The organism is Vibrio sp. HENC-03, from assembly GCF_000305755.2.
In the GTDB taxonomy this organism is placed as follows: Bacteria; Pseudomonadota; Gammaproteobacteria; order Enterobacterales; family Vibrionaceae; genus Vibrio; species Vibrio owensii.
The window spans coordinates 422,858-447,786 of record NZ_JH976124.1; the positions used below are offsets into that span (position 1 = coordinate 422,858).

The following is a 24,929-nucleotide window of genomic DNA, read 5'->3' on the forward strand; positions in this document are numbered from 1 at the left end:
TATGGCAAGGTATTTAAGAAGTTAATGTAATGACAACACAAACTATTAAGCAATCACGTCAAGTCGACGATGAAATCGATTTGGGGAAGCTATTTGGGATCATCCTTGATGCCAAGTGGTTTATATTATGTACCGTCTTCCTATTCTCTGTTGTAGGTGTCGGTGTTGCCATTCTATCGACACCCATATACAAAGCTGACGCACTTATTCAAATTGAGAAGAAGAGCTCAGGTGGCATTTCAGCAATGGTTGGTGATATGGGCGAATTATTTTCTGCCGAATCATCTGCAACGACCGAGATTGAGATCATCAAGTCACGTATGATCCTTGGGGATACCGTTGATAAATTCAACTTAACCACCGTGGTAACCCCAAACTACCTACCTTTCATTGGTAAAGGACTTGCTCGCCTTCAAGGTGAACAAAACCGCCTTTCTGTTTCGCGCTTTAACATCCCATCATATGCGGTCGGCATCCCACACACGCTAGAAGTGCTCGATGCAGAACAAAAAACGTTCAAACTGCTTCAAAATGATGGCCGCGTGGTTCTGGAAGGTAAAGTTGGTGAATTGATCGACAAAGACGGTTACCAATTTATGGCAAATGAGATGTTTGCCCAAGATGGCGCTACCTTCACCGTTAGCAAAATCAGTAAGCTTGATGCAATCAACCAGCTTCAACAAAACTTGTCTATCAGTGAACGAGGCAAGCAAACCGGAATTATATCTTTAAGCTTCTCCGGCGAAGATCGTGCTCGTATCCAAGCTATTTTGAATGATGTTAGTCAAAATTACTTCTTACAGAACGTTCAGCGTAACTCTGCAGAAGCAGAACAAAGCCTAGAGTTTTTAAAGGGTCACCTGCCAGACATCAAAGTCAAGCTGACTGCTTCGGAAGATATCTTGAACCGATTCCGTCAAGAGAACGAATCTATTGACCTTGGCCTTGAAGCGCAATCAACACTGAAAGTAATGGTTGAGTTAGAAGCACAATTGAATGAGCTTACTTTTAAAGAAAGTGAAATCAGCCAACGCTTTACTCAAGACCACCCTGCGTATAAGTCGCTTCTCGATAAGCGCCAAACACTTCTAAAAGAGAAAGAACGCTTAAACAAACAAGTACAAAAACTGCCTAAAACACAACGTGAAGTACTTCGTATGACACGTGACGTTGAAGTAAACCAACAAATTTACATCCAGCTTCTAAACAAGGTTCAAGAACTGAACATTATTAAAGCAGGCACCGTTGGTAACGTACGTATTCTAGACAGTGCGCAGTCATTCTCTAAACCAATTAAACCGAAGAAGGCCCTGATTGTTGTATTAGCCACATTGCTTGGTGGTATGGTAGGTGTAGCGTTCGTTCTTATTCGCGCGGCTTTCCATCGCGGCGTAGAAACACCTGACCAAATCGAACAAATGGGTATGCCTGTATACGCGAGTGTACCGAAGTCTATTCAACAACTTGAATTCGCAAGTAAACTGAAACGCAATAAAGGTAAAGCGAATAAAGAACTTGTTCTGCTGGCTGAAGCAAACCCTGCAGACCTTTCTATTGAAGCACTTCGTAGCCTTCGCACAAGTTTGCACTTCGCAATGATGGAAGCAAAAAATAACATCTTGATGATTTCAGGCCCTGCTCCGTCTATCGGTAAAACATTTGTTTCTACCAACTTTGCGGCTGTTGCTGCGAAAACAGGTCAAAAAGTTCTGCTTATCGATGCGGATATGCGTAAAGGCTACTTACAGCAATGTTTTGGTCTGCGTTGGGACAACGGCCTATCAGACCACCTAAGTGGTAAAGTAACCGCCGATGACATCATCAAAGAAACATCAATTGAAAACCTTGATGTTGTCACTCGCGGCCAAGTACCACCAAACCCGTCAGAACTACTAATGCACCCACGCTTCAAAGACTTCATCGAAGCGATGTCAGAAAAATATGACTTGGTTATTATCGATACACCACCAGTGCTTGCTGTAACGGATCCGAGTATTGTTGGCGCGCTAGCAGGTACAACCTTGATGGTTGCTCGTTTTGACCAGACGACATTGAAAGAGATTGAAGTAGCCCAAGGCCGATTTGAACAATCAGGCGTAGAGGTAAAAGGCGTGATTCTGAACGCAGTCGAGAAGAAGGCATCAAACTCTTACGGATATGGCTACGGTTACTACAACTACAGCTATAAAAGTGAGTAACATCTAGCTAAAAACACAAAGCCCCGCTATATCGCGGGGCTTTTTTATTTGTGCTGCAGGAACCGTTTTTATTCTGATTGTTTCTTCCATTGAATAAAAGTGAGCACACTCAATAGCAAGAAGAAAGCAGGGTCACTCCAACCAAAACCAACGAACACGCCTATAATGCCAGCGTAAGTGGTGATCACCACGCCTAAAAGATTCGTGACCAGCAAAGCTTTGAACAGTTGTTTCGCCGTGTTGCCAGATTCAACGTCACGCAACATCAAACTGACCGCAGCAATCCCACCTAAAAAGATCGACGTGTGCTGCGATAAAAACAACGCATATTGGTCGTTAATTTGTACGCCATACATCGGCCACATCATGGTCGGAACAAAAAACAGCGCAAAAGCAAATAACGTATAAATGACGCCATGAACGGTTAGAAAAGTGCGGTTAGTCATAATGTTACTCTCCGATTGGACCTTGGTTGATAGTGCTCAGTGGCGTATTGATATCAAATATCTGCCCTCTTACTTCTTCAACACCCATCTGTTTCAAACGAGCAGTGTGCATTTCGAGATAAGCTTGCGCCGTTGCTTCATCTTCAAAAAGATAGATGCCGCCGCCAAGTTTGTCTTTCTCGCTTTCCGTCCAGATTTTCCAACTCATGCCTGGCTCTTGGTTAATTGACTGAGCTAGGTCTACCAGTGCGTTCGACATCTCTTCACCAAATGGGCCATGAAATTCAAAATCAACTTGCAGTAATTTCGCCATCTTGAGTCTCCTCTTCTTTTTTGACTCGCTTTCGATGAGAGGATTATTACCTTTATAAAACTGACAAAAAAGTTCATAATTTTGTCATTACTTGTCGAAAAAACTGACCAATGAGACTCAAAACAACCCTAGAGCAGTGGCAAACATTACAAGCGATTGAACAAGCTGGAAGTATTCAGTCAGCCGCAGTGACGCTCAATAAAAGCCACACTACGCTGATCTATTCAGTGAAAAAGCTCGAGGACCAACTGGGCATCAAACTGATAGAAGTGAAAGGTCGAAAGGCTGGATTAACCGAACACGGCAAGACGATGTTACGCCGCGCGCAATCTATGCTCGAACAAGCTCGTGAACTTGAAATGATCAGTGAACAGCTAAATAGCGGTGTAGAGTCGCAAATTACGGTAGCTATCGATCACCTGTGCGATCCAAGTTGGCTGTATGCACCACTTAGTGAATTTTTGGCACAAAACAGCACTACCTCCGTTCAGGTCGTGGAAACTTCGCTAAGTAAAACCACTGATATGGTGGTCAATGAGATAGCAGATATCGCCATTATCAATCTTCCTATCACCAACCACCCAGCCGAAGCATTTGGCACAACAACCATGGTGCCCGTTATTGCAGTTGAGCACCCATTGGCAAAGAAAGAGCACGTTTCATTGGTGGACTTTGCGACCACCAGCCAAATTGTGGTTCGAGATCTTGGTGAATCAGACAAGGCGAAACGAGACGTGGGCTGGCTGCGCGCGCGCCAAAGAATCACGGTGGACAATTTCGACCACGCTTTTCGAGCGGTAGAGCAAGGTGTTGGCTTTTGTCGACTCCCTAAACATCTCGTCGAATACCGCCACAGTGCAGGCATCAAGGTATTAGACCTTGAACACTCAAACCAATATCAAGTCGCACTGCACCTCACGCTGCCAAAAGGCGCGAAGAGCGGACCAGCCACACTAGCTCTTTATCAAGCACTGCTGAATAGTGCAAACGACCGCATTTAGCTGGCCATAAGACTGTTGTTAAAACCACAAAAGTCATTTGTATTAAGTGCTATTTTTCGCAAAGGATGATTTCCTCATACTCTCCCTCACTGATAGCGCATCTGAGACGTGCGCTTGAACAAAATGAGAGAGTAAATTATGCCAATCGCATTATTAGCATTAACCCTAAGCGCCTTTGCGATAGGGACAACTGAGTTTGTTATCGTTGGATTAATTCCAACCATGGCAGCAGACCTTAACGTTTCTTTACCTTCTGCAGGTTTGCTGGTGAGTTTATACGCATTAGGCGTGGCTATTGGCGCGCCCGTTTTAACTGCACTTACGAGCAAGATGAATCGCAAGCACGTGCTTCTCGCTGTGATGGGCTTGTTCGTTGTCGGTAACCTGTTAGCTTGGCAAGCTCCAGGTTACAACACTCTAATTGCCGCACGTATTTTAACGGGCTTGGCTCACGGTGTGTTCTTCTCTATCGGCTCGACCATCGCAACTGGTTTGGTCTCCAAAGAAAAAGCCGCTAGTGCTATTGCGATTATGTTTACTGGTTTAACGGTCGCACTAGTGACTGGTGTACCTCTAGGCACTTACATCGGGCAACATTTTGGTTGGGAAACCACATTCTTAATTGTGGCCATTCTTGGTTTGATTGCCTTAGTCGGTAGCGCTTTACTTGTTCCGAACAACTTAAAGCAAGACGCGACGGCTTCTTTAAAAGATCAGCTAAAAGTACTCACCCAACCTCGCTTGCTATTGGTTTATGCGATTACTGCGCTAGGTTACGGCGGCACCTTTACCGCGTTCACTTATCTTGCGCCAATTTTGGAGCAGGTATCCGGCTTTGAAGCGAGTGCGGTTGGCTTGATCATGCTGGTGTACGGTGTTTCTGTCGCGGTGGGTAACATCCAAGGCGGCAAAATGGCAGACAAATTTGGCCCCGTAAAAGCACTGACGATCATCTTTGCTGGCTTAGCCGCAATCTTGTTTGTGCTCAACTTTACCGCATACAACCCAATTGCTGCTGTGATTACTATTTTGGTTTGGGGTGCTTTCGCTTTCGGTAACGTACCAGGACTACAGGTTTACGTAGTAAAACTGGCAGAAAAATACGCACCTAATGCCGTTGATGTTGCTTCAGGTTTGAACATCGCCGCCTTTAACGTAGGTATTGCGCTCGGTTCATGGAGTGGCGGTTTGATCGTAGAGCGAGCAGGATTAATGAATACACCATGGGTCGGTGGTGTAGTCGTTATCTCAGCACTTCTATTGACTCGCTTAAGCGGCGCGTTAGATAAGCGAGAAAACAAGCAAGTTCAGCAATCAGCCTGCGCTGAGCTTTCATAAACAGTCTTTAAAGCCCTAACTTAAACGTTGGGGCTTTTTATGTGAGATCAAAGGCAGTTTTGCTTGTTTAGATGATTCTAAGTTGCGATACCCATTTCGATTACATACCATTGAAACAGCTCAAGCCTAAAGCATCCAACACTCGCGGAAAGAACTCGGTTCATGGCAACTCAACTTCCCTGCTTTCGTTAGCAGGAACAATCTATTTTTACCTTCTTTTTAACTTCTAATAAGGCGAGTGTGGAAGAGATAAGAAAGGTGAAAAATGCAATCTCACAATAGCTTCTCTATTAACCTTAACCAGCAAAAGTCTGTCGCGAAAAAGCGCTTAAAAGCAATCCGCCACAATGACACCAGAGTACTTGATCAGGTTAAGCAGTTTCATTCCCAACCAGAAACCCTAACGCCAGATTCTATCCAGCTTGCAGATGTTCAACACGCCCTAGCTAGAGAGCTTGGCTTACCCAGTTGGAGCAAGTTAAAAGCTCATGTGGAAGAGCTAGAAAGTCACAAGCTCGCCATCAACAACCAAGCAAATCCACTTGATGCCGAACTAACAACACTGCATGTCCGCTGTGGACACGACATTCAACAACAACTAAAGACATGTGGGTTCGAGGGTGACTTTTTACCCATGATTGATCCATTATGCATTGGTCCCATTCCGAGCAATGAAAAAGGATTTGTCGCGATTCGAGCACAATACGTTGTAGACACATTACTGCCTGTTATGGGAAGAAAAGACTCGGTACAAGAAGTAGCGCAGTTTGAGCAAAGCAATATCCATACCCTGCTCGACCAGCAATACGAACGCATCGTTTTTTGGGTCGAACATGATGCCTACGATCAATTCATGCTACTTCGAGGGCTCTCTCTGTTAGAGGAAACCGAAGGCAAAATCATTGAGATCATCGAATTCAATCAGTTTCCGGGAACTGAGCGATTTATTGGCTTCGGGCAACTCCCTGCTGAAGCGATTCGCTCATGTTGGCAGCATAGAAAGCCAGTGACAGCGAAGCTTTTTAGCCAAACCAAACGCTGCTGGCAAGCTTTGCAAGCTCCAACACCACAGCCTCTCGTGAATCTATTAGAACAGCATGAACTAGATTACTTGCCGAACATCAAAGCAGTGATGAAACGACATCTTCAAGAGCTGCCTCATTCAGAATCAGGATTGAGCTTCACACAACATTTGGCTTTGCAGATATTGAACGAGCATAACGAACCAATCAAAGTGAAAGATTGGTTTCAGAAGTACCAACAACAAGAACCACTCCCTACTCTTGGCGATGTCATGTTTTATGCATTACTGCTGCCACTCACGCAAGCAGAAAACCCACTATTTACTGTCGATTCATTGGATAAGAATTGGTGGGAACAACAAGTGAATATCAGCGAGAATGGCCGTGAATGCCTCAATGGACACTCAACTTTCTTACAAGATTACTGGGTAGGCGGAATCCACAACCAAGTGAATAGCCGCTGGACATGGAACCACACCCAGCTCTCATCTTTACATCACTTAATCACGGCTTAGGTGCTTCATCACTAGTTCGGTAATAAAGCGGAGGAGCTAGCAACGGTAGCCATCGAAAAACAGCGTGAGAATATCTTCGACGATTTTCTTGCGCTGCTCGGCACTAGGCACTGCTTGATTGGCAACCAGTTGCGGCCATAAGCAGTTCCCCTTTAATAAGCACATCAACATACAGCTCATCATTGCTGGGTCGAGCGCTTTGACCTTGTTATCCGCAATAGCCTCTGTAAACCAATTCTCCAACAACTCATCTTGACGTTGAAGTTGATGCAAGTAGTTCTCTGCCAGTTCTGGTGTGCGCATAAATTCACTGATCACCATTTTGGCCAATGGCAAGCCGAAGTCCTCATACATAGAGTCCAGTTTTGCATGCAGATAAGTTCTAAGCTGGGTTTCGACATCAATGTCTGATGTGTACTTAAGCTGTAAACGCGCACGCTGAGTTTCGAGCACAGTTTGAATAGACTCGATAAACAGCACGTCTTTGCTTTCAAAATGGCGATACAAGGTGCGCTTTGACGTCCCTGCTCGCTCACATACTCTGTCCATATTGGCACAACTGAAACCGTGCTCAATAAATTCCTGTTGAGCCGCTTCAATCAGCGCTAAGCGTTTTTTTTCTGACAGTTTCATCGCTCTAGATTCACCAACCTCATGTAAGTGGACGCAGAGTATAGCGCACAACAATCAAAAGTATACTTTGAAGTTTACTTTTTTGATTTTAGGAGTAAGATGCGCTCGCCGAAGTTAAGATCCTAAGAAAAATATCAAAATAGAATCACTCTTAACTCACGCTGTGGCGCTTTGTCTGTCAGATAAAGCTGTGATTTTTCCGTGACACAAACTCCAGAGTCGATGCCCTTATTACAAGGCCCCTGGTGTTGTTGTGATCGTCACGTTTAATGAAGTAACTTATGAAATTACGCTCCTTGCTCGTTGCCGTTTCCTGCCTGCTTACTGGTACGGCAAACGCTGATTCGATTTCTCTGCCAATCTGGAAAGATAAAGCAGAAGCACTCGGTTATGACTTACCAAAGCCCTTTGGCGTCAACCTGAGCTATATGAGTATGGAACAAGGCATCAACGTCGACTCCATTTCTCTGAGTGGATTACATGGCTTAGAAAAACTATTAAAAATGGAAGCCAGCGGGGGTAAACAAGCCAGCGATGTTATGACACTTCGTGGGGACGTTTGGTTGTTCCCATTCTTAAATGTTTATGGCTTAGTTGGCACACTTGATGGCTATTCAGAAACCAATGTCAAAGTCAGCCTGCTTGGCAAGCAACTGGGCGAATTCCCTTTCCGTCTCGATCTCGATGGTTACACCTATGGGGGTGGCTTTGTCCTAGCGGGCGGTTATGACCAACTGTTTGCTCTTGTTGATGCCAGTTACACCCAAACGAATTTGAATGTAATCGATGGTGCTATCGATGCGATAGTCGTGTCTCCACGTGTCGGTTACGACTTCCATAAAAATGGCGTCCCTTTGCGTTTCTGGGTCGGTGCCATGTACCAAAACGTTGAGCAAGAATTATCCGGAACATTAAAACAAGCGGGTATCAATCTCTCTGGTCGCTTTGACGTTAAGCAGCGCTTGGAATCTGAGTGGAACACCCTTGCCGGCATGCAATACCAGATTAATGACGACTGGTACTTATTGGGCGAAGCTGGCTTTGGCGACCGTCAAAGTATCTTCTTCTCTCTCGATCGCCGCTTCTAAGGTAAAGAGAAGATGAAAGCTTGTTATTCCCTAGTAATTGCAGCACTGTTTTGCACACCACTCGTTTTTGCTATGCAGCAAGACGAAAGCAGTTTGGTAGATGACATCCTAACCAAACTAGGCTCTAGCGAAACAGTGGATGAGTCGAAATTGATCGACTGGGGCATCTTACCGGGACCATTCGTCAATCCAGAGCAAGGATTTGGCATCGGCGTTGCCGCGGTGGGCTTGTATACCCCTTATGACTGGCAGAAAGGCGACCCGTACTCAACCGTCACCGTCACATCTTACGGTTCAACTTCCGGCTCTTACGGCTTGGGGTTAAACAACCGCACCTATTTGAAGGGTGACAAAGTACGCCTACTTGGTGAAGCGTGGATCAGCCACACTCCCGGATACTATTGGGGTATCGGCAGTCAAGCAGCCGAGAATGATAGTAATAAAGTGCAATACGAAGGCCAACGGTTACAGCTGAGCCCAAAAGTCGCCGTAGAAATTGCGCCAAATACTTACGCTAAGCTCGGCTGGCAGTGGCAATCATTCAACAAAGTAGCCGGTGTGGATGGCGATATTCTTCCTTCAGAAGTCACCAATGCCACCAGCAGCGGTGTGTTACTGGGGATGGAATACGATACGCGCGATTTCGAGCCAAACCCAATGCGAGGGCAGTTTCTTGATATTGAATGGATTGCCAACCGCGATTCACTAGGTAGTGATGAAGACTACGACAATCTCGTGGCCAACTATCGTCTCTATCAACAATGGTCAAACAGTACCATCATCGCGATGGAAGTTTACTCGCAATCGATTTTTGGTGATGCCCCTTGGTTTGATTACGCCCAGTTAGGTGACGATCAACGCATGCGTGGCTACTACCAAGGACAATATCGCGACAAACATCAACTCTCCACACAAATAGAAATCCGCCACACCATTGCTGGTCGTCATGGTGTTGTGGGTTGGTTGGGTGCAGGCAATATCGCACCTACTTATCACGACTTATTCGCAAGCAGTTGGCTACCAACTGTCGGGGTTGGTTATCGATTTGCCTTTAAGGCACGTATTAACGTGCGCGTCGATTTAGGGGTAGGTAAAGACAGCACCGGTTTTTATTTCCAAATTAATGAAGCATTCTAGGAGTAGGGTTTGAAGAAAGCAGCACTATTACTACTAAGCCTTTGTAGTGGGTTTGTCCAAGCACAAGAATTCAAAGCACCGGTTGGCGTCAGGCCATGCTGTGCCTTCGGTGTAGACCTCAAAGCGCAACTAGGAAGCGTACCTGTTCCTTTCTTCTCCCTTGAGAATGTCTTGTCCAGCACCGAAGTAGGTACTCACCACTATAACGATGGCAGTGAATCGGTGCCAGGCAGTCTGCTTGGATTAAATGAAGAAGCGAATGGAATAATCTTTACCGAGCTTGGTGGGTTTATTGATACGGCACACGTTCGCGACACGGCCGATTACACCTACTATTTGTTTACTCTCAACCAACATTATCTCGGCCGTGCGGCACATCTGGATTTACCAGAAGAACTTCGTGTTCGCCGCATTCGTTGGTATGAACAAAAAGAAAAGCTTAGTGAAGAAGAGAAGCTCGACCGCAGTGCTCAGGCAGCAGCGCTAACGGCGTTTCGTCTTGCTCAATGGCATGAGATTGCGCAATGGTTCGGTATGGTATCGGTGAGTGGCTTTAAAGAACTGGCGTCCGCCTTCTCATCCGAAGACCTCTACTCCAACATGCTTGGTGCTAACTTAGCCAAGCAAGTCCTGTTGGATAATCCCGAACTCGATCAAAAGGGCTTTTCTCAAGCGATGGACACCGCTTTTAAACAAGCCTTAAAAGAGTTAAAAGCACAGCCGAAATCCGTCGCTAAACAGAAAATTCAGCAGCTTGATGGCGATTGGTGGGACAGTTCAAGACGCCTACCGGATAAGTGGGTAGTGCGATTCCGCGATTATCATATGGCATTGAGTTTGACACCAAACTACCCAGGCGCAAATCACGAACTTTCATTGTCTAACACCTTCGATAATCAACAGCCAATCGACCAATGGATGAGTGTCGAGTTTAGAGCAAGCGACAATGAAAAAGCGTTCTCTGCATTACCTAAGCCATTGACGTCAAAATCAATTTGGACACGCGCAGATTATCAACAGATTTCAGATTTTGCTCGTACCATCGACGAACAGACTCGCCCACCGCTGAAGTGACTTTGCAATCATAAAGTGAATAAAAGATGCCTAGTTATGCACTTGGCGTCTTTCATCTTATCGTTATGCATCCAGTTTTCTACTATTTGAGAATGTAAGAATTTATTTCTATCGGTTGTAAATTCGATAAATTTGTTAATCAGCAAACTTTTCAACCAGCCAAATCGTTACAATTTGGTTAATATTCTATTTTTTAAAGTGACTAACTTCACATCTATCGACCATTCAGAGGATTATTCTTTCGTATTTTCGCACTCCGCTGCTAATCTGCACGCCGCCTTGAAGTGAACTCAAGGTGCATAACTATAAGGAGTGTTCTCATGAATACCAAGAAACCGATGTCGCTCACCAGCCGCGTAATTTTGGGTATGGTAGCGGGTATCTTGACAGGATTTGCAATTCGCACACTTTTTGCCGACAACGGATTTGTCGACGCATACATTGTTAATGGATTATTCGAAGTTGGTGGACAGATCTTCGTTGCCAGCTTAAAAATGCTTGTTGTACCGCTAGTATTTGTTTCGCTAGTTTGTGGTACCAGCTCTCTAAAAGACCTATCTACATTGGGTCGCATGGGTGGTAAAACCCTTGCTTTCTACGTAGCAACAACCGCTATCGCAATCACACTTGCTCTAACCATGGGTACGCTATTCCAGCCGGGTGCTGGTGCAGACCTAACCGCAGCAAGTTCATTCAAATCAGCAGAAGCGCCATCTTTGGGTCAAGTGATCATTGATATGTTCCCAACCAACCCAATCAGCGCAATGGCAGAAGGTAAAACCCTGCAAGTTATCGTGTTCGCCGTCCTATTCGGTATCGCGATCAGTGCAGCAGGTAAGCCAGGCGAGCGTATCGCAGCATTCTTCTCTGATCTGAATGAAGTAATCATGAAATTGGTTGCTATTCTGATGAACCTTGCGCCTTACGGTGTGTTCTTCCTAATGGCGAAGCTGTTTACAGGTCTTGGTCTAAGCGCAATCTTTAACCTTGCTGAATACTTCGTTGTACTAGCAGGTACGCTATTGCTGCACGGCCTTGTGACTTACAGCCTGATGCTAAAAGGCTTCACTGGTCTAAACCCAATTACGTTCCTACGTAAGATGGAAGACGCAATCATGTTTGCTTTCTCTACAGCATCATCGAACGCAACCATTCCAGTGACAATGGAAACGGCTAAGCACCGCATGGGTGTTGAGAACCGCGTATCATCGTTCACAGTACCGCTAGGTGCAACCGTGAACATGGACGGCACGGCGATCATGCAAGGTGTGGCGACAGCGTTCATCGCACAGGCATTCAACATCGACCTAACTATGGGTGACTACCTAATGGTTATCATGACGGCAACATTGGCGTCTATCGGTACCGCAGGTGTTCCTGGTGTTGGTCTAGTAATGTTGGCTATGGTATTGAACCAAGTAGGTCTGCCGCTAGAAGGTATTGCACTTATCATGGGTGTTGACCGTCTACTTGATATGATTCGTACCGCAGTTAACATCACCGGTGACAGCGCAGTGACTATCATTGTTGCTAAATCGGAAGGCGCACTGGATGAAACTCGCTTCAACGATCCAAAAGCTGGGGTCGCAGAAGAAGAAGTGCATCTGAAACGCGCGGAAGCTTAAACCCTTCCAAACTCAATTATCCTGTCTAAATGAAAGCCCCGATGGAAACATCGGGGCTTTTGTTTTATTTGAAATCTGAAGAATAGGTAATAACCCTATTCCGTCATCGAACTCAGCTTTTCTCTCGCTTGCTCTTCATGCTCATCGGTGATGGCATTGCCGACCGAGTTCGCCGCTAGCGTCAATGCTGCCATGTCATCGGTAAAGCCGACACCTGCTAACACGTCTGGCACCATATCTGTTGGCAGGACGAAGTAAGCCAGCGCGCCACCTAAAATAGCTTTGTGGCGAACAGAGGTGTTGGAATCTGCCATCGCGAGCCATGATTTAATGCCCATAACCGCAATCTCTTCACCTGCTTTCTTGACGGAATTTTTCATTTTACGCCAGAAGGTTTTCTCATCTGGCGCTTGCATCGTTTGGTCTAAGACGTCATCGGACGCCGAATTTACAGACATGCTTGTGGTCATCGTGCCTCCTAAATTTATGACTGTGGCAAAGATATTAAGACGATGAACCTGAACGTAGGATTAATAGCGAGTAATGATAATGAAGAAAGGAAACAAAATGGCTAGATAAAAAAATCCCCAAACCGAAGTCCGAGGATTATTGCTTTGGATACCAAAAGGTTTTGAAACCAGAAGTCTTGGAAACCAACAGCTTTGGGAACCAAGCTTTAGAAGCAGAATGCCTTATTGAGCAATCTTCTCCAATACACGCATCAGCATTTTGATACGTGGTTCAATAGACTCAAGCAACAAGTACTCTTGGTCACTGTGGAAGCCTGCACCGATAGGTCCTAGACCGTCCAAAGTTGGAACGCCAAGAATCGCCGTGTTGTTTGCATCAGAGCCACCACCCACTTCTTTCCAGTTGATGTCGATCGCCAGTTCACTTGCGGCTTCTTCAACTAATGTCATCAGGCTTTCCGTTTGAGCACTTGGCACCATAGAAGGCTTATAAGCTTCACGAACCAGATCGATGCTCACGCCATCAACGAATGGTGTTTCCAGCATGCCATTTAGCTTGCTATCGACATCATCGTATTCTTCATTGCTCCAGAAACGCACATCCACGATCGCTTCAGCATGCTCCGGGACAATGTTCGCACCGTTACCACCAGAAACAATACCGACGTTCAGCGTAGTACCAGATTCAAAGTTGGTCATTGCGTTGACTGCAAGAATCCAATTCGCCATCTCAGTGATTGCGCTGCGACCATTTTCTGGCTCGTTACCTGCGTGAGCTGCAACGCCATTAAAGGTCATTTTGTAGCGAGCCATGCCTTTACGCGCTTTCACTAAACCGCCGTCTGCACGTGCTGCTTCTGCAACCAGTACATTCTTAGCGTTTTTCGCAACTGATTGAATCCAATCCACAGAATCGAGAGAACCCGTCTCTTCATCTGGGTTCATGCAGATAGCGATAGATAGCTTATCCAACACCGCTTGGTCTAGATTGCGCATCGCGTATACGATGTTCAGCAAACCAGATTTCATGTCCGAGACGCCAGGACCATAGGCTTTCTCTGCATCTTGAGACATTGGACGAAGCTCAGCGGTACCCACAGGGAACACGGTATCCATATGACCAATCAGCATCACGTCGATTTGCTCAGCTTCCGGCTTATTTCGAACTTCAAGACCGATGCCTGCCCTGCCACAGTCGATGCGTTTTACGCTCCAACCTGACATCGCTTGGTACTTCTCTTCAAATTGAGAAGCGATGAACTCGATACCATCAGTCGTGTAAGTGCCACAATCCACATTGATTAGCGGACGTAGCTCTTCTAGATATTCATTTAGAGAGAATTGCATGACTCACTCCTAGACAAACAGATTCATCACCAGCATTGCGCCAAACGCGTTCAATACTGAGATTGCAATCATAACTGGGATGTAACGACCTTCAGTACCAATTGGACCCATGATACGACCCATGTACTGAACTTGAGAGCCCATTAGGTAGATAGCTGGCGCTAGAATCGCAATGTGCGTACCGTTTAGGATGCCTTGGTCAAACAGCGTGATAACCACACCCACTGCGCCGCCCATCGACATCCAAGCGCCGATAAGAACAGCAGCCGCTTCACCCGGAAGGCCAAACACCGCCATGATTGGAGAGAACACAGTACCCATCAGATCCAGCGCGCCTGTGATTTGCAGCGCTTTGATGATAACGAACGCCATCAATACGTTAGGAACCGTAGAGGTAGTCGCAATTACCCAGCCTTTCTTAGCACCTTCGACGAAGATATCCGTCACCATTGGTTTTTTCGCTTTAACGTCACCCATTATGCCGTCTCCTCTTTTAGGTTCTCTGATTTGTTTTGGTCTTGTTTGTCTTCTTTACCTTCCGTCATGTTTAGGTAGATACGGAACAGGTTCGCGCCGATGATCTTAAATGCGAACATCACCACAACTGCCAAACCAATAGAAGACGTTACTGCTAGAGAACCGTCAGCCATCGTCAGCGTGAACAGCACAGCGCCTGATGAGAAGAAGTTCACGATGGTTGCACCAGCAGTGAACTGGAACATGGTAAATACGTCCGTTTCACGCTTAGTTAGGTGACCTTCATCTTTTAGCTGACGCGTCATTGCCGCACCTGCATCGGTACTTTGTAGAGAAGCAATCAAAGCCAAACCAGAGTTACCAGGGATGCCCATTAGAGGACGTAGAAGAGGAGTAAGAAGCTTACGAGCAGCTTCAAGTGCACCGTAGTGCTCAAGTACGTTGATCATACCTAATGCGAACATAACGGTTGGAATCAAAGTAAGTGCGAAAATGAAACCGTCACGAGCACCGCTACCGCCAGTACCGCGGAAAGATGTAGTCGCAGCTTGTACCGCGCCATCCGCACCTTCCGTTACGCCGTAAGCCACTTTACCGAAAGAGCCATTAAGCGTTGTAAAGTCGAATACACCGTACCATTCGTTGGATTGCATCAGACCAGAAAAGAACACAACCGCAAACGCGAGTGCAATGTAACACCCGATCGTCACCTTGCGTTCAGCATGAACAGGGCTTGTCATAAATTCACCTATGTATGTGGAACAGAACGCATAGATGATCCCTTGAACGACGTGCTAGAGAGATGATCAAAATCAATCCATTTACCGAACAATCATGTCACTCAATTATGAAGTTTTATTTTATGATTTGAATCACATTTAAAAGATAATAAATATTTATGACCAAGATAAGGTAGATTTATCTAACTATCTGCGAATCCCATCCATTAACAAAACAAACCAAAGTTATGAACAAGTTTGTTATTAGCCACACCTTCGACGTGCTTCATGGTTTGTTGCTTATTTGAGGTTTCTTGACCAAAAATTAACAAAAGTTCCGTGTAATTTATTTTAGGGTGGTTCGGTCATTACTTAGAGACTTACTCAGGGTTTGCCTTTTGCTTCGATCACAATCCAACGTCGCTCGATGGACACTTGCCCTTGTGGCTTGGGTTATCGTGATCTGTTTAAGTAAAAATGCAGGCTTCTACCAATCTTGCCCTCTGATTGGCATGCAAGTGACAGCTGAACACGCTGCTGCGCAGCAACAAAAGAGCGAGAGAGGGCTGGCTAAGCAGTGTGAACTGTCTGAAAAGCTGATTCAGGTTTCACAAAACCATCTCGACAGCTTCATTGTTCCCTTATTCCTATTTGCGTTTGTCTTGCTGTCTATCACCAGCACCGAGCGTAATGCTTTCCGCCATCATACCGAGCCGATACCCGACAAATATCGGGTGCACCTCAAGCTATGTGTGTTTAGAGAATAAAACCCGATTGCTATTCATCCCCAAATCAATTGTTTTATTTTTAATCACTTCGCGACAAAAACCGCGAAGAAAGAGAGTTTTAGGAAATATCATGAAATTCACACGCACACTATTAACTGTGGCTATCGCGCTGGTACCTCTATTTTCACACGCATCAGAAAAAACATCAGAAGAGAAGCTGCAAGAAATTACTCAACTGCTGAAAGAAAACCCGCAGATCCTCGATTCACTGCATCAAAACCTACAAGACTACGTCGCTTACCAAAAGACGTTTAACGCGACTTTGGATGAAGCGCGCGCCTATCTTAACGATGGCAAGCACTCTTACTTCGGTGCAGAGAACCCAGAACTGACAATCATCAACGTAACCGATTACAGCTGTCCTTTCTGTAAGCGTCTTGAAGGTGAGCTAGTGAAGGTAGAGAAAGAATATCCGCAGGTAAAAGTGCTGAACATGACGGTATCGTTCAAAGAACAGTACGAGAAGAACGGTTACAACTCGGCAAGTTACGCATTGAACGTATGGCAGAACCAACATGACAAGTACAAAGAAGTGCACGACTTGTTGGTGAAGAAGCCGGGTCCACATGATGCAAGTTCACTACAAAAAATCGCTAAGAAGACTGGCACAGAAGCACAGCTTGTCGACGACAAAGAGACCAAAGCATTATTGGATAAAAACTACGAGTACTTCACTCGCTTAGGTCTACGAGGCACACCAGCGATCATCATTAATGACCAAGTCATTCCGGGTTATGTACCTTTCGAAGAGCTTGAGAAAGTTATCGACCAAGAGCTAAAGAAATAACTATCGAAATAGATAGCTATTGAAATAGATAAGTAACCATCAAAAACAACAAAGCCCTTCCCTGATAACTCAAGGAAGGGCTTTTTCTATCTAGGCTTAAAACGAAGTTCTAACTACTTGTCACGCCCCACAAACGCCACAACGACTTTGTCATTGCCAAGCGAACGAGAGAACACGTACGCGCCTTCTTGTTCAATCACTTGATGCTGACCCGCACCAATCGCTGGGTGCGCTTTACGGAACTGACCAAGTGTTTGCCAATGTTTTAGCAATGCTTGCTTCTCATCTGACAGTTTCCATATCATGTCAGAGCGTGTGCCTTGATGGAAATCGTCCGCGTAAGGACCAATGTTACGACCCACTTCGTCACCGTAATAAACCTGAACAGCACCAGGGCTCAGAAGCAGTGCATTCGCGGCATTACGCTGCATGCCGTAATCTTTGAAGCGAGAGAAGAACAGCTCGGTATCGTGAGAAGACATGTAGCTCACAGGGTTGAAGTCTTTCTCATTGGCGATTGTGTCTGCGTAACTTTGGTAAGTGTCTGCCATTTGGCTGAAACACGCCGCGCCTTTGTCTAACTTCTTCTGCATGTCGAAGTTAATCAACGCATCAAAGCCGTCGTCGAAGTAAGGGCTGCGATATGCGGTATGTCCCCATACTTCCCCCATCATCCAGAATGGCTGACCTGACTTACCGTTCTCTTTACGCCACTGCTCAAGACTGCTTGATGCCTCTTCTTTCAAGCGTTTCCACACATCGCCTTCAACGTGCTTCACGGTATCGACACGGTAACCATCAATGCCAAAGCGTTTCACCCAATCAGTTTGCCACTCAATTAGGTAATCCGAGACGGTGTAATTGTCACGCGCCTCTACGCGAGTACCAGGGTTATCCAATAGCCACTGCGCAGGCTTCACGGCTTTGTCTGATTCGGTGATAAAGTCAGGCAAACCCGCCAATGACATAGTGATATCACTGCTGCCCGGAGCTGGGTATCCCGGTAGACCTGTTCTTACCCAGTCACCACCCCACCATTTCGCCCAGTTTGGACTCTGGTAATCAATATTCTGGTGGTAGCTATGCCAATTTTCACCCGCTTTTGGTTGCCAGTCGCCCCACTTCTTCGGTAAATCAGCGTTTGGTTTTAACACCTCAATACCGTCAAATTGCAAATCAGCTAACGTTGAGTAACCAGTGTGGTTGATTACCGCGTCCATCAATACTTTAAGGCCACGTTTATGTGCCTCTTCCACCAGCTTTTTAAGATCAGCTTCGTTACCGAAGTTCTCATCAATCTTGGTAAAGTCACGCGTCCAGTAACCGTGGTAAGCGTAGAATGGGAATGAGCCGCTATCGCCGCCGCCAACAAAGCCGTGCACTTGCTCAACGATTGGCGATAACCAAATCGCATCTGTACCTAGGCTCTTGATGTAATCTAACTTTTCGATCACGCCTTTTAGGTCACCGCCGTGGAAAGTGCCTATCTCTTCTTTGCCGTCTTTCTTGCGCCCATAGCTGTTGTCATTGCTGGTATCGGCATTGTTGAAACGGTCGACCATCACGAAGTAAATGTTGGCATTACGGTAATCAAACGGTACTGCTTCTTTGGTTTTCTTCACTGGCTCTAGTAGCACCAAACCGCCTGAATCTTTGCTTGGTGTCAGCGATACTTGCTGATCTTTTACTTCGACCATCTGCCCAGAGTAAGCATCACGCAACTTGGTGCCATCTGGGAAACTGTCACCCAGCGCAATCGTGACTTCGCCGCCTTGGTAAACCTCACATTGCACTTGTGGGATTGGGCGTTTGAATTCTGTCTTGGCGGCTTTCTTAGGTTCACGTTTGAAGCGCAATGTTTTCGCTTCCGCATCAAAAGCAAAAGAGTAATCGCCGGTAAAGCGGATTTTTAACGGCAGTTCCGTTGGCTTTCCGCAGTTCAACGCGATAGGTTTATTGAATTTGACCTTCTGACCATCAGGCGCGACACAGTCGCCTTCAACACCTGTGATTTTGAGCGTGTATCCGTCTTTGGTTAAGGGCACAACCAAAGGCTGCTCTGCACTTAAAGGAAAGTCACGGCTGTTGGTCGTGGTAGAAATGGTGATGTTTGGCTCGGCGATGGCACTTGCCGATGCAAGCAATAAGGTAGTCGTAATCAGATTCAGTTTCATCGTTCAGTCCATTGGTTGCGCATAGGCGCAGTATTCGTGTTGTAGTTTTATTCACACTAATAGTAAATGGATGAAAAACTGAGCACATCATTCTGAAAGGCTACGCCCTAAAGCTTGTGACGCTTCACATTTTGCTTTTATTGGGGCGTAGTTCTATTTATGGACACAGGATAGGTATGGAAAAGAGAAACTTATAACTCGACGTTGCCAAGATTGCGCATCTGGGTCAGAGCCCAATTGGTGCGATGTTGAGTGTAATTAGTGTGCGGATACACTTTGATCTTGTAAGGATTCGGCAGAACCACCGCTAACCTCGCCGCTTGCCATTGGGTCAGTTGGCTGGCATGAATACCGTAATAGTTTTGCGCAGCCGCCTCGATACCGTATATACCCGGGCCAAATTCCACCACATTTAAATACACTTCGAGGATGCGTTCTTTACTCCACATCGCTTCCATCAGCAGAGCAAAATAAAGCTCGTACGCTTTGCGCACATAAGAGTGTGCGGGGAACAGAAATACGTTCTTTGCAGTTTGTTGAGTAATCGTGCTCGCGCCGCGAGAAGGTCCGTTCTCACCGGCTTGTGAGATAACAGAAAATAGCGAATCAAAGTCCACTCCATAATGATGAGGAAACTTCTGATCTTCCGTTGCCATGACTGCTAGTTGGATGTTTTTTGAAATCTCAGACAGTGGCACCCACTCTTGTTGGCTAGTTTCTGGGTATCCTTCTGGTGGCGAGATCATACGACTGATCTTCCATCCCCACAGTGGCGGATTTACATACTTGACGAAACCTACCAACAACACAGGAGTCAGTAACAAAACTAATGAAATTTTGAATAGAAACGACTTCAGTCTTTTCAGCATGCTTTATTTGCCTAGCCAGAGTAAGGGATACGCCACTGATGAATCTCTATTTGTGGCTGTTTAATTAAATGGGAGCGAAGATTGCCTGATTCAAGGTAGAACAACAAGGTTACAAGGTCAAAAGTTGGTTAAAAAAAGCCCGATTTACATTGTAAAGCGGGCTTGATGTTGATTATGAATTTTGGCTAGTTACGTTTGTTTTGCGAACTCAACTTACTTTGCCAACTTGTAGAATACGGTTGATAGTGGCGGTAAACGCAGCTCAAGAGACTGAGGCAGCGATTCGCTCTCTACTTCTTCTGTGTCTACGCTGGTCAGAACTTCAAAATCGCTACCATCGTATTTCACATCATCAGTATTCAGAAGAAGCTCGTATTTGCCTTCCATTGGAACACCCAAACGGAAACGCTCATGCGGCACTGGTGTGAAGTTACTGATAACTAATACGCGCTCACCGTTTTGGCTAATACGTTCATGTGCAAGAATGCTCGAATCGGCTTCGTCTTGAAGACGCCATTCAAAGCCAGCAGGCACACAATCTTGATCGTGCATCGCCGCTTCATTACGGTACAAGTGGTTTAAGTCACGAATCAGCGCTTGCACGCCTTGGTGACGACCAAATTCTAGTAAGAACCATTGCAACTGGTCATCGTGATTCCACTCCGCAGTTTGACCAAGCTCTGCACCCATGAAGTTTAGCTTCTTACCAGGTTGACCGTACATGTAACCGAAGTAAGCACGCAAGTTCGCCGTTTGTTGCCACTCATCACCCGGCATCTTGTTATGGATAGAGCCTTTGCCATACACCACTTCATCATGAGAAAGCGACAATACGTAGTTTTCGCTGTGTGCATAAACAAGCGGGAACGTGATGGTATTGTGGTGGTATTTGCGGTGAATAGGATCTTCTTGGATGTAAGAAAGACTGTCGTGCATCCAACCCATATTCCACTTAAAGCCAAAGCCTAAACCGCCCATAAAGGTCGGCGCAGATACACCCGGGAATGCGGTCGATTCTTCTGCAATGGTCATTGCGTTCGGGAAATGTTTGTACACTTCTTCGTTCATCCATTTCAGTGTTGCGATCGCATCGTAGTTCTCGTTGCCACCATCTACGTTCGGGATCCACTGATCGTGGCTGCGTGAGTAATCTAGGTAAAGCATCGACGCAACAGCATCGACGCGGATTCCATCAATATGGAATTGTTCGAACCAGTACAGCGCGTTAGACACTAGGAAACGGCGCACATGTTCACGACCTAGATCGTAGATGTAAGAGTTCCAATCTTGGTGCCAACCACGGCGAGGATCTGGATCGTGGAACAGAGGCGTACCATCAAAGTTCGCTAAGCCATGATCATCCGATGGGAAGTGTGCAGGTACCCAATCCAGTACCACGCCCAAGCCAGCTTGGTGACACGCATCAACGAAGAACTTGAAGTCATCCGGAGAGCCGTAACGACTGGTCGGCGCAAACAAGCCAACAGGTTGGTAACCCCAAGAACCAAAGAACGGATGTTCAGAAACAGGCATAAGCTCAACGTGGGTGTAGCCCATGTCTACAAGGTAAGGTACTAATTCAGCGGCCAGTTCACGGTAGTTTAGGAAGTCGCCCTCTTCGTTGCGTTTCCAAGAGCCCGCGTGCAGTTCGTAGAAAGACAACGCTTCATCACGTTTCTGCGTCACTGGACGGTTTTGCCATTTTGCGTCTTGCCATTGGTAACGGTTGTGATCGTATGTGATCGATGCAAATGACGGGTATTGCTCTGAGTAGAAGCCCCAAGGGTCTTGTTTATGAGGAAGCCCTTCCCCATTTGGACCTTTGAGTTCAAATTTGTATTGTACGCCCTCTTCCAAACCAGGAATGAACAGGCCCCAGATACCGTAGTCTAGGCGCTGCATTGGATGACGACGGCCATCCCACTGGTTAAAGCTACCCACTAGGCTGATAGCTGATGCATGAGGGGCGTAAACAAGGAAACGAACGCCTGAGATGTTTTCGCCACCGCGCTCGATGGTCACAAATTGTGAACCCATGTAGCGGTACATGTCTTTTGGTGTGTGTAGGTGTTCGTATTCTTGGTAGATGTTGTGGTATTGGTAAGGGTCGTCGATGAGCTGTTCTACACCATTCCAGTCTACTGCAAGTTGGTAATGCGTTAGATGCAAGTCGCGCTTGTCTTTTAAGATGAAGCCGCTTTCATCTTCACGCTCTAGCTCAATTCGAGGTTCGCCGCTGATAACCAATTCAACTTTGTCTGCACCCGGCATCCAAACACGTAACGATCCTTCGCCGTCATCAATGAATGGACCAAGTGACGCAAACGGGTCTGAGTAAGCCGCCTCAGCTAGTAATTCGTAGGCGCGTTCGTATTTTTTCTTTACCTTGGTTTTCAAATCTTTCTCCCTAGCACCGATATTCTCCTTATGGTTTTTGAACATCGGATTTCCTCAGCCAAACGTTGTGAATTCACACAATTATAAAAGACCCAATCCTATTCAAACATTGAATAAAACGGCGTCAAAAAACAAAAATGCCCGCTATTGTTGCGGGCATAATAACGGTACTTCATCCTAACGGATTGTGCCGATTTAATGAGTGACCTAGGCTGTACTTTCGTACCTTGGCGCAATTAAATTCGCGAATTCCTACATCACTCATTCCACCTTATTTGCTCGCTTTCGCGCGCACTTCAGTAAGGCGCTTAGAAATACGATTCACGTCTTCGCGGCTGAAGATTTCATCTAGGTTCATCGACAGTTTACGACGCCAGTTTGGATACTCATCTACCGTGCCAGGAATGTTGACCGGTTGATCCATTTCTAGCCAGTCTTCAAGCTGAACACTCAGTAGTGCTGAGTCACCCGCAGCAACGTGCAATTGAAGCGCTTCGCTTAGGTGGCAATCCATTGGAACGTACTGTGCGTCATGGCCGATGCCTTCTGGCAGGTAACCATGCCAACGAACGCTGTCTAGGATGCCTTGCTTACACTTCAGACGGTCATCAAACAGACCTTCTAATTGTTGCTCGTCTGGGTACAGACCGATCTCACGCCCCATCTTCAAGTCATCACAGTGCCAGAAGCCACGTAGTGTTGGCATATCGTGCGTACACAACGCCGCCATAGACTGCTCAGCGTAGTGCTTCGGAGAAATAAAGCCGCCGTCGTCTTTTGATGTTTCGAAGAAGAACACTTTGTATGAGTGAACGCCTGCGTCACGTAGGATATCCACGATTTCATCAGGCACAGTCCCCAAGTCTTCACCGATTACAGAACACTGATGACGATGAGATTCTAGCGCTAGGATTGCTAGCATGTCTTCAACTGGGTAGTACAGGTAAGCTCCTTCTGTCGCTTTCTCGCCTTTTGGAATCCACCATAGACGAAGTAGACCAAGAACGTGGTCAATACGCAGTGCACCACAGTGTTTCATGTTTGCACGCAGTAGCTTGATGTATGCATCGTAGCCAGTTGCTTCCAACACTTGTGGGTTTAGCGGTGGAAGACCCCAGTTTTGGCCTAGTGGACCAAGAACATCTGGTGGCGCACCGATGCTTGCATCCAATACTAGCGCGCCGTCATCAGCCCAAGTCTCGCTGCCTGAATCTGCAACACCTACCGCAAGGTCGCGATACAGACCAACTGTCATGCCTTTTTCTTCAGCTAGCGCTTGCGCTTCTTTGATTTGATCGTCTGCGATCCACTGCAGGTACATGTACAGGTGAACACGGTCTGCGTTGTCTTTGATGTACTTCTGAGTTGCTGCTGCATCGAACGTGCGGAACTTCTCAGGGAATACCGGCCAACCCCAAACGCTTGAATCTTCAGCGTGTAGCTCACCGTGCAATGCATCAAATGCTGCTTGGTGAAGTAGGCTCTCGCCGCCAATTTCTACGAACTCTAGGAACGCACGAGCACGGTCTGTGTTCTTGTCTAGATGACGCGCTTTAAACTCGCTAAATAGCAGCGGAAGAATGCTCATCTTAAGCTCAGACACTTCGGTGTAGTTCACCCAGTGTGATTCACGTGCTTTTTGTAGACGTTGCTGGAATTCAGCGCTGCCAACACGTTGCTGTGCTTCTGCACTTAGTGCGAACTCAGGCACAGAGCTTACGTCGATGTACATGATGTTCAACCAACGACGAGAAGACGGGCTGTATGGGCTCGCACCTTCTGGGTTCGCTGGGAACAATGAGTGAATCGGGTTCAAACCAATGAAGTCACCGCCACGAGATGCGATGTCACTCACCAACTGCTTCAGGTCACCGAAGTCACCAATACCCCAGTTGTGCTGAGTACGCAGTGTGTAAAGCTGGATGCTTGGGCCCCATAGCTTTTTGTGTTGGTTTAGGTCTTCTTGTTTGAAACACGCTTTAGGTGTGATGATCAGCGACATTTCGTAAGGAGTCTTGCGACGCTTACGGCTGATGATCAGTTTGTGGTAACCCCATGCCAAGTTCTTTGGCAATGCAAACACTAGAGGGCCACCCTCAGCTCGTTCATCACGAACAATTTGCGACTGAAGATAGCCTTCAAGTACCTCTCCTTGTTCTGTTTCTAAACGCCAGCTAAATTCGCTCTCGCGAGCACTCGTACCTAGGTTTAGTTCCACTTCGACTGGTTCGCCGTCGCGTAAAACAAGAACAGGGGCTAGTACGTCTTTCTTATGTTTTTTCTCAGCAGAAGCCAATAGCTTCTCATCGCTGCTAGTATCGTAGCCAAGTGAAGTGAGCAAGCGGCGCAGTGTTTCTTCAGAAACTTTTGCCTCGTCTCCCCACGCGCTGACGTAGCTATCAGCTAATCGCGCCATGTCTGCGACTTTCTTTAGTGCTGTTTGTTCTTTCATCGCTTTCTCCGAAGGTAATACCAACACCTTCCATGTAGGGTTTTATTGTTATCAATAAC

The 24,929-nt window shown here is 46.3% G+C and carries 21 protein-coding genes; 10 read left to right on the plus strand and 11 right to left on the minus strand.

The window, feature by feature from the left end:
• Positions 1-29 precede the first annotated feature (29 nt).
• The gene (locus tag VCHENC03_RS10490) at positions 30-2,198 is read left to right on the plus strand and encodes a polysaccharide biosynthesis tyrosine autokinase (RefSeq protein WP_009706488.1); all 2,169 of its coding nucleotides are present in this window, start codon (positions 30-32) and stop codon (positions 2,196-2,198) included.
• Positions 2,199-2,266: 68 nt separating this feature from the next.
• Here VCHENC03_RS10490 and VCHENC03_RS10485 read toward each other — a convergent pair whose 3' ends face one another.
• Together VCHENC03_RS10485 and VCHENC03_RS10480 are read right to left on the minus strand one after the other, a co-directional pair.
• Entirely contained in the window at positions 2,267-2,644 is a 378-nt protein-coding gene (locus VCHENC03_RS10485) for a hypothetical protein (protein ID WP_009706489.1), read from the minus strand.
• Between the two features lie 4 nt (positions 2,645-2,648).
• Positions 2,649-2,957, minus strand: a complete 309-nt coding sequence (locus VCHENC03_RS10480; protein ID WP_009706490.1) for a monooxygenase — start codon at positions 2,955-2,957, stop codon at positions 2,649-2,651.
• A 110-nt stretch (positions 2,958-3,067) separates the two neighbouring features.
• Here VCHENC03_RS10480 and VCHENC03_RS10475 point away from each other — a divergent pair, with 110 nt between their 5' ends.
• The 3 genes from VCHENC03_RS10475 to VCHENC03_RS10465 all read left to right on the plus strand — a co-directional run bounded on the left by VCHENC03_RS10475 (position 3,068) and on the right by VCHENC03_RS10465 (position 6,833).
• A complete protein-coding gene (locus VCHENC03_RS10475) occupies positions 3,068-3,958 on the plus strand; it encodes a LysR family transcriptional regulator (protein WP_009706491.1) in 891 nt (296 codons plus the stop codon).
• 138 nt (positions 3,959-4,096) lie between these two features.
• Positions 4,097-5,296: an MFS transporter gene (locus tag VCHENC03_RS10470; protein ID WP_009706492.1), complete on the plus strand. Its 1,200-nt coding sequence runs from the start codon at positions 4,097-4,099 to the stop codon at positions 5,294-5,296.
• Positions 5,297-5,561: 265 nt separating this feature from the next.
• Positions 5,562-6,833, plus strand: a complete 1,272-nt coding sequence (locus tag VCHENC03_RS10465) for a DUF1835 domain-containing protein (protein ID WP_009706493.1) — start codon at positions 5,562-5,564, stop codon at positions 6,831-6,833.
• 36 nt (positions 6,834-6,869) lie between these two features.
• Here the strand turns inward: VCHENC03_RS10465 and VCHENC03_RS10460 are convergent, their stop codons facing one another.
• Positions 6,870-7,466 (minus strand): TetR/AcrR family transcriptional regulator, encoded by a 597-nt coding sequence (locus VCHENC03_RS10460; protein ID WP_009706494.1) that lies wholly within the window; start codon positions 7,464-7,466, stop codon positions 6,870-6,872.
• 281 nt (positions 7,467-7,747) lie between these two features.
• Between VCHENC03_RS10460 and VCHENC03_RS10455 the strand changes: the two genes are divergently transcribed.
• The 4 genes from VCHENC03_RS10455 (at position 7,748) to VCHENC03_RS10440 (ending at position 12,390) form a co-directional block, all read left to right on the plus strand.
• A complete protein-coding gene (locus VCHENC03_RS10455; RefSeq protein ID WP_009706495.1) occupies positions 7,748-8,554 on the plus strand; it encodes a hypothetical protein in 807 nt (268 codons plus the stop codon).
• 12 nt (positions 8,555-8,566) lie between these two features.
• Positions 8,567-9,691 (plus strand): BamA/TamA family outer membrane protein, encoded by a 1,125-nt coding sequence (locus VCHENC03_RS10450; protein ID WP_009706496.1) that lies wholly within the window; start codon positions 8,567-8,569, stop codon positions 9,689-9,691.
• 9 nt (positions 9,692-9,700) lie between these two features.
• Complete coding sequence (locus VCHENC03_RS10445) at positions 9,701-10,765, plus strand: DUF4056 domain-containing protein (protein WP_009706497.1); 1,065 nt, start codon at positions 9,701-9,703, stop codon at positions 10,763-10,765.
• A gap of 320 nt (positions 10,766-11,085) precedes the next feature.
• A complete protein-coding gene (locus VCHENC03_RS10440; RefSeq protein ID WP_005437888.1) occupies positions 11,086-12,390 on the plus strand; it encodes a dicarboxylate/amino acid:cation symporter in 1,305 nt (434 codons plus the stop codon).
• A gap of 95 nt (positions 12,391-12,485) precedes the next feature.
• Here the strand turns inward: VCHENC03_RS10440 and VCHENC03_RS10435 are convergent, their stop codons facing one another.
• The 4 genes from VCHENC03_RS10435 to VCHENC03_RS10420 all read right to left on the minus strand — a co-directional run bounded on the left by VCHENC03_RS10435 (position 12,486) and on the right by VCHENC03_RS10420 (position 15,424).
• Positions 12,486-12,860 (minus strand): YkvA family protein, encoded by a 375-nt coding sequence (locus VCHENC03_RS10435; protein WP_009698021.1) that lies wholly within the window; start codon positions 12,858-12,860, stop codon positions 12,486-12,488.
• Between the two features lie 222 nt (positions 12,861-13,082).
• Positions 13,083-14,207: a M20 family metallopeptidase gene (locus VCHENC03_RS10430; RefSeq protein ID WP_009706498.1), complete on the minus strand. Its 1,125-nt coding sequence runs from the start codon at positions 14,205-14,207 to the stop codon at positions 13,083-13,085.
• Positions 14,208-14,216: 9 nt separating this feature from the next.
• Positions 14,217-14,684 carry a YjiG family protein gene (locus VCHENC03_RS10425; protein ID WP_005374849.1) on the minus strand — a complete coding sequence of 156 codons (468 nt, stop codon included), beginning with the start codon at positions 14,682-14,684 and terminating at the stop codon, positions 14,217-14,219.
• A complete protein-coding gene (locus tag VCHENC03_RS10420) occupies positions 14,684-15,424 on the minus strand; it encodes a nucleoside recognition domain-containing protein (RefSeq protein ID WP_005437881.1) in 741 nt (246 codons plus the stop codon). The genes VCHENC03_RS10425 and VCHENC03_RS10420 overlap by 1 nt, the downstream gene beginning before the upstream one ends.
• 422 nt (positions 15,425-15,846) lie before the next feature.
• On the opposite strand from VCHENC03_RS10420, the gene VCHENC03_RS10415 reads away from it, so the two are divergent.
• The gene (locus VCHENC03_RS10415) at positions 15,847-16,170 is read left to right on the plus strand and encodes a hypothetical protein (RefSeq protein ID WP_009706499.1); all 324 of its coding nucleotides are present in this window, start codon (positions 15,847-15,849) and stop codon (positions 16,168-16,170) included.
• A 91-nt stretch (positions 16,171-16,261) separates the two neighbouring features.
• Positions 16,262-16,978: a DsbA family protein gene (locus VCHENC03_RS10410; RefSeq protein ID WP_009706500.1), complete on the plus strand. Its 717-nt coding sequence runs from the start codon at positions 16,262-16,264 to the stop codon at positions 16,976-16,978.
• A gap of 113 nt (positions 16,979-17,091) precedes the next feature.
• Here the strand turns inward: VCHENC03_RS10410 and VCHENC03_RS10405 are convergent, their stop codons facing one another.
• From VCHENC03_RS10405 to malQ, 4 genes are all read right to left on the minus strand, one after another.
• Entirely contained in the window at positions 17,092-19,152 is a 2,061-nt protein-coding gene (locus tag VCHENC03_RS10405; RefSeq protein ID WP_009706501.1) for an alpha-amylase, read from the minus strand.
• A gap of 191 nt (positions 19,153-19,343) precedes the next feature.
• A complete protein-coding gene (gene mtgA, locus VCHENC03_RS10400) occupies positions 19,344-20,021 on the minus strand; it encodes a monofunctional biosynthetic peptidoglycan transglycosylase (protein ID WP_017189694.1) in 678 nt (225 codons plus the stop codon).
• Between the two features lie 213 nt (positions 20,022-20,234).
• Positions 20,235-22,463 carry a 1,4-alpha-glucan branching protein GlgB gene (glgB, locus tag VCHENC03_RS10395; protein ID WP_032802801.1) on the minus strand — a complete coding sequence of 743 codons (2,229 nt, stop codon included), beginning with the start codon at positions 22,461-22,463 and terminating at the stop codon, positions 20,235-20,237.
• A gap of 226 nt (positions 22,464-22,689) precedes the next feature.
• Positions 22,690-24,870: a 4-alpha-glucanotransferase gene (gene malQ, locus VCHENC03_RS10390; RefSeq protein WP_009706504.1), complete on the minus strand. Its 2,181-nt coding sequence runs from the start codon at positions 24,868-24,870 to the stop codon at positions 22,690-22,692.
• Between the last annotated feature and the right edge of the window lie 59 nt (positions 24,871-24,929).

What these genes read in the sequence shown, in the direction of transcription:
- VCHENC03_RS10490 (WP_009706488.1), top strand. Translation starts at nt 30, where the DNA reads ATGACAACACAAACTATTAAGCAATCACGTCAAGTCGACGATGAAATC.
- VCHENC03_RS10485 (WP_009706489.1), bottom strand. Translation starts at nt 2,644, where the DNA reads ATGACTAACCGCACTTTTCTAACCGTTCATGGCGTCATTTATACGTTA.
- VCHENC03_RS10480 (WP_009706490.1), bottom strand. Translation starts at nt 2,957, where the DNA reads ATGGCGAAATTACTGCAAGTTGATTTTGAATTTCATGGCCCATTTGGT.
- VCHENC03_RS10475 (WP_009706491.1), top strand. Translation starts at nt 3,068, where the DNA reads ATGAGACTCAAAACAACCCTAGAGCAGTGGCAAACATTACAAGCGATT.
- VCHENC03_RS10470 (WP_009706492.1), top strand. Translation starts at nt 4,097, where the DNA reads ATGCCAATCGCATTATTAGCATTAACCCTAAGCGCCTTTGCGATAGGG.
- VCHENC03_RS10465 (WP_009706493.1), top strand. Translation starts at nt 5,562, where the DNA reads ATGCAATCTCACAATAGCTTCTCTATTAACCTTAACCAGCAAAAGTCT.
- VCHENC03_RS10460 (WP_009706494.1), bottom strand. Translation starts at nt 7,466, where the DNA reads ATGAAACTGTCAGAAAAAAAACGCTTAGCGCTGATTGAAGCGGCTCAA.
- VCHENC03_RS10455 (WP_009706495.1), top strand. Translation starts at nt 7,748, where the DNA reads ATGAAATTACGCTCCTTGCTCGTTGCCGTTTCCTGCCTGCTTACTGGT.
- VCHENC03_RS10450 (WP_009706496.1), top strand. Translation starts at nt 8,567, where the DNA reads ATGAAAGCTTGTTATTCCCTAGTAATTGCAGCACTGTTTTGCACACCA.
- VCHENC03_RS10440 (WP_005437888.1), top strand. Translation starts at nt 11,086, where the DNA reads ATGAATACCAAGAAACCGATGTCGCTCACCAGCCGCGTAATTTTGGGT.
- VCHENC03_RS10435 (WP_009698021.1), bottom strand. Translation starts at nt 12,860, where the DNA reads ATGACCACAAGCATGTCTGTAAATTCGGCGTCCGATGACGTCTTAGAC.
- VCHENC03_RS10430 (WP_009706498.1), bottom strand. Translation starts at nt 14,207, where the DNA reads ATGCAATTCTCTCTAAATGAATATCTAGAAGAGCTACGTCCGCTAATC.
- VCHENC03_RS10425 (WP_005374849.1), bottom strand. Translation starts at nt 14,684, where the DNA reads ATGGGTGACGTTAAAGCGAAAAAACCAATGGTGACGGATATCTTCGTC.
- VCHENC03_RS10420 (WP_005437881.1), bottom strand. Translation starts at nt 15,424, where the DNA reads ATGACAAGCCCTGTTCATGCTGAACGCAAGGTGACGATCGGGTGTTAC.
- VCHENC03_RS10410 (WP_009706500.1), top strand. Translation starts at nt 16,262, where the DNA reads ATGAAATTCACACGCACACTATTAACTGTGGCTATCGCGCTGGTACCT.
- VCHENC03_RS10405 (WP_009706501.1), bottom strand. Translation starts at nt 19,152, where the DNA reads ATGAAACTGAATCTGATTACGACTACCTTATTGCTTGCATCGGCAAGT.
- mtgA (WP_017189694.1), bottom strand. Translation starts at nt 20,021, where the DNA reads ATGCTGAAAAGACTGAAGTCGTTTCTATTCAAAATTTCATTAGTTTTG.
- glgB (WP_032802801.1), bottom strand. Translation starts at nt 22,463, where the DNA reads ATGTTCAAAAACCATAAGGAGAATATCGGTGCTAGGGAGAAAGATTTG.
- malQ (WP_009706504.1), bottom strand. Translation starts at nt 24,870, where the DNA reads ATGAAAGAACAAACAGCACTAAAGAAAGTCGCAGACATGGCGCGATTA.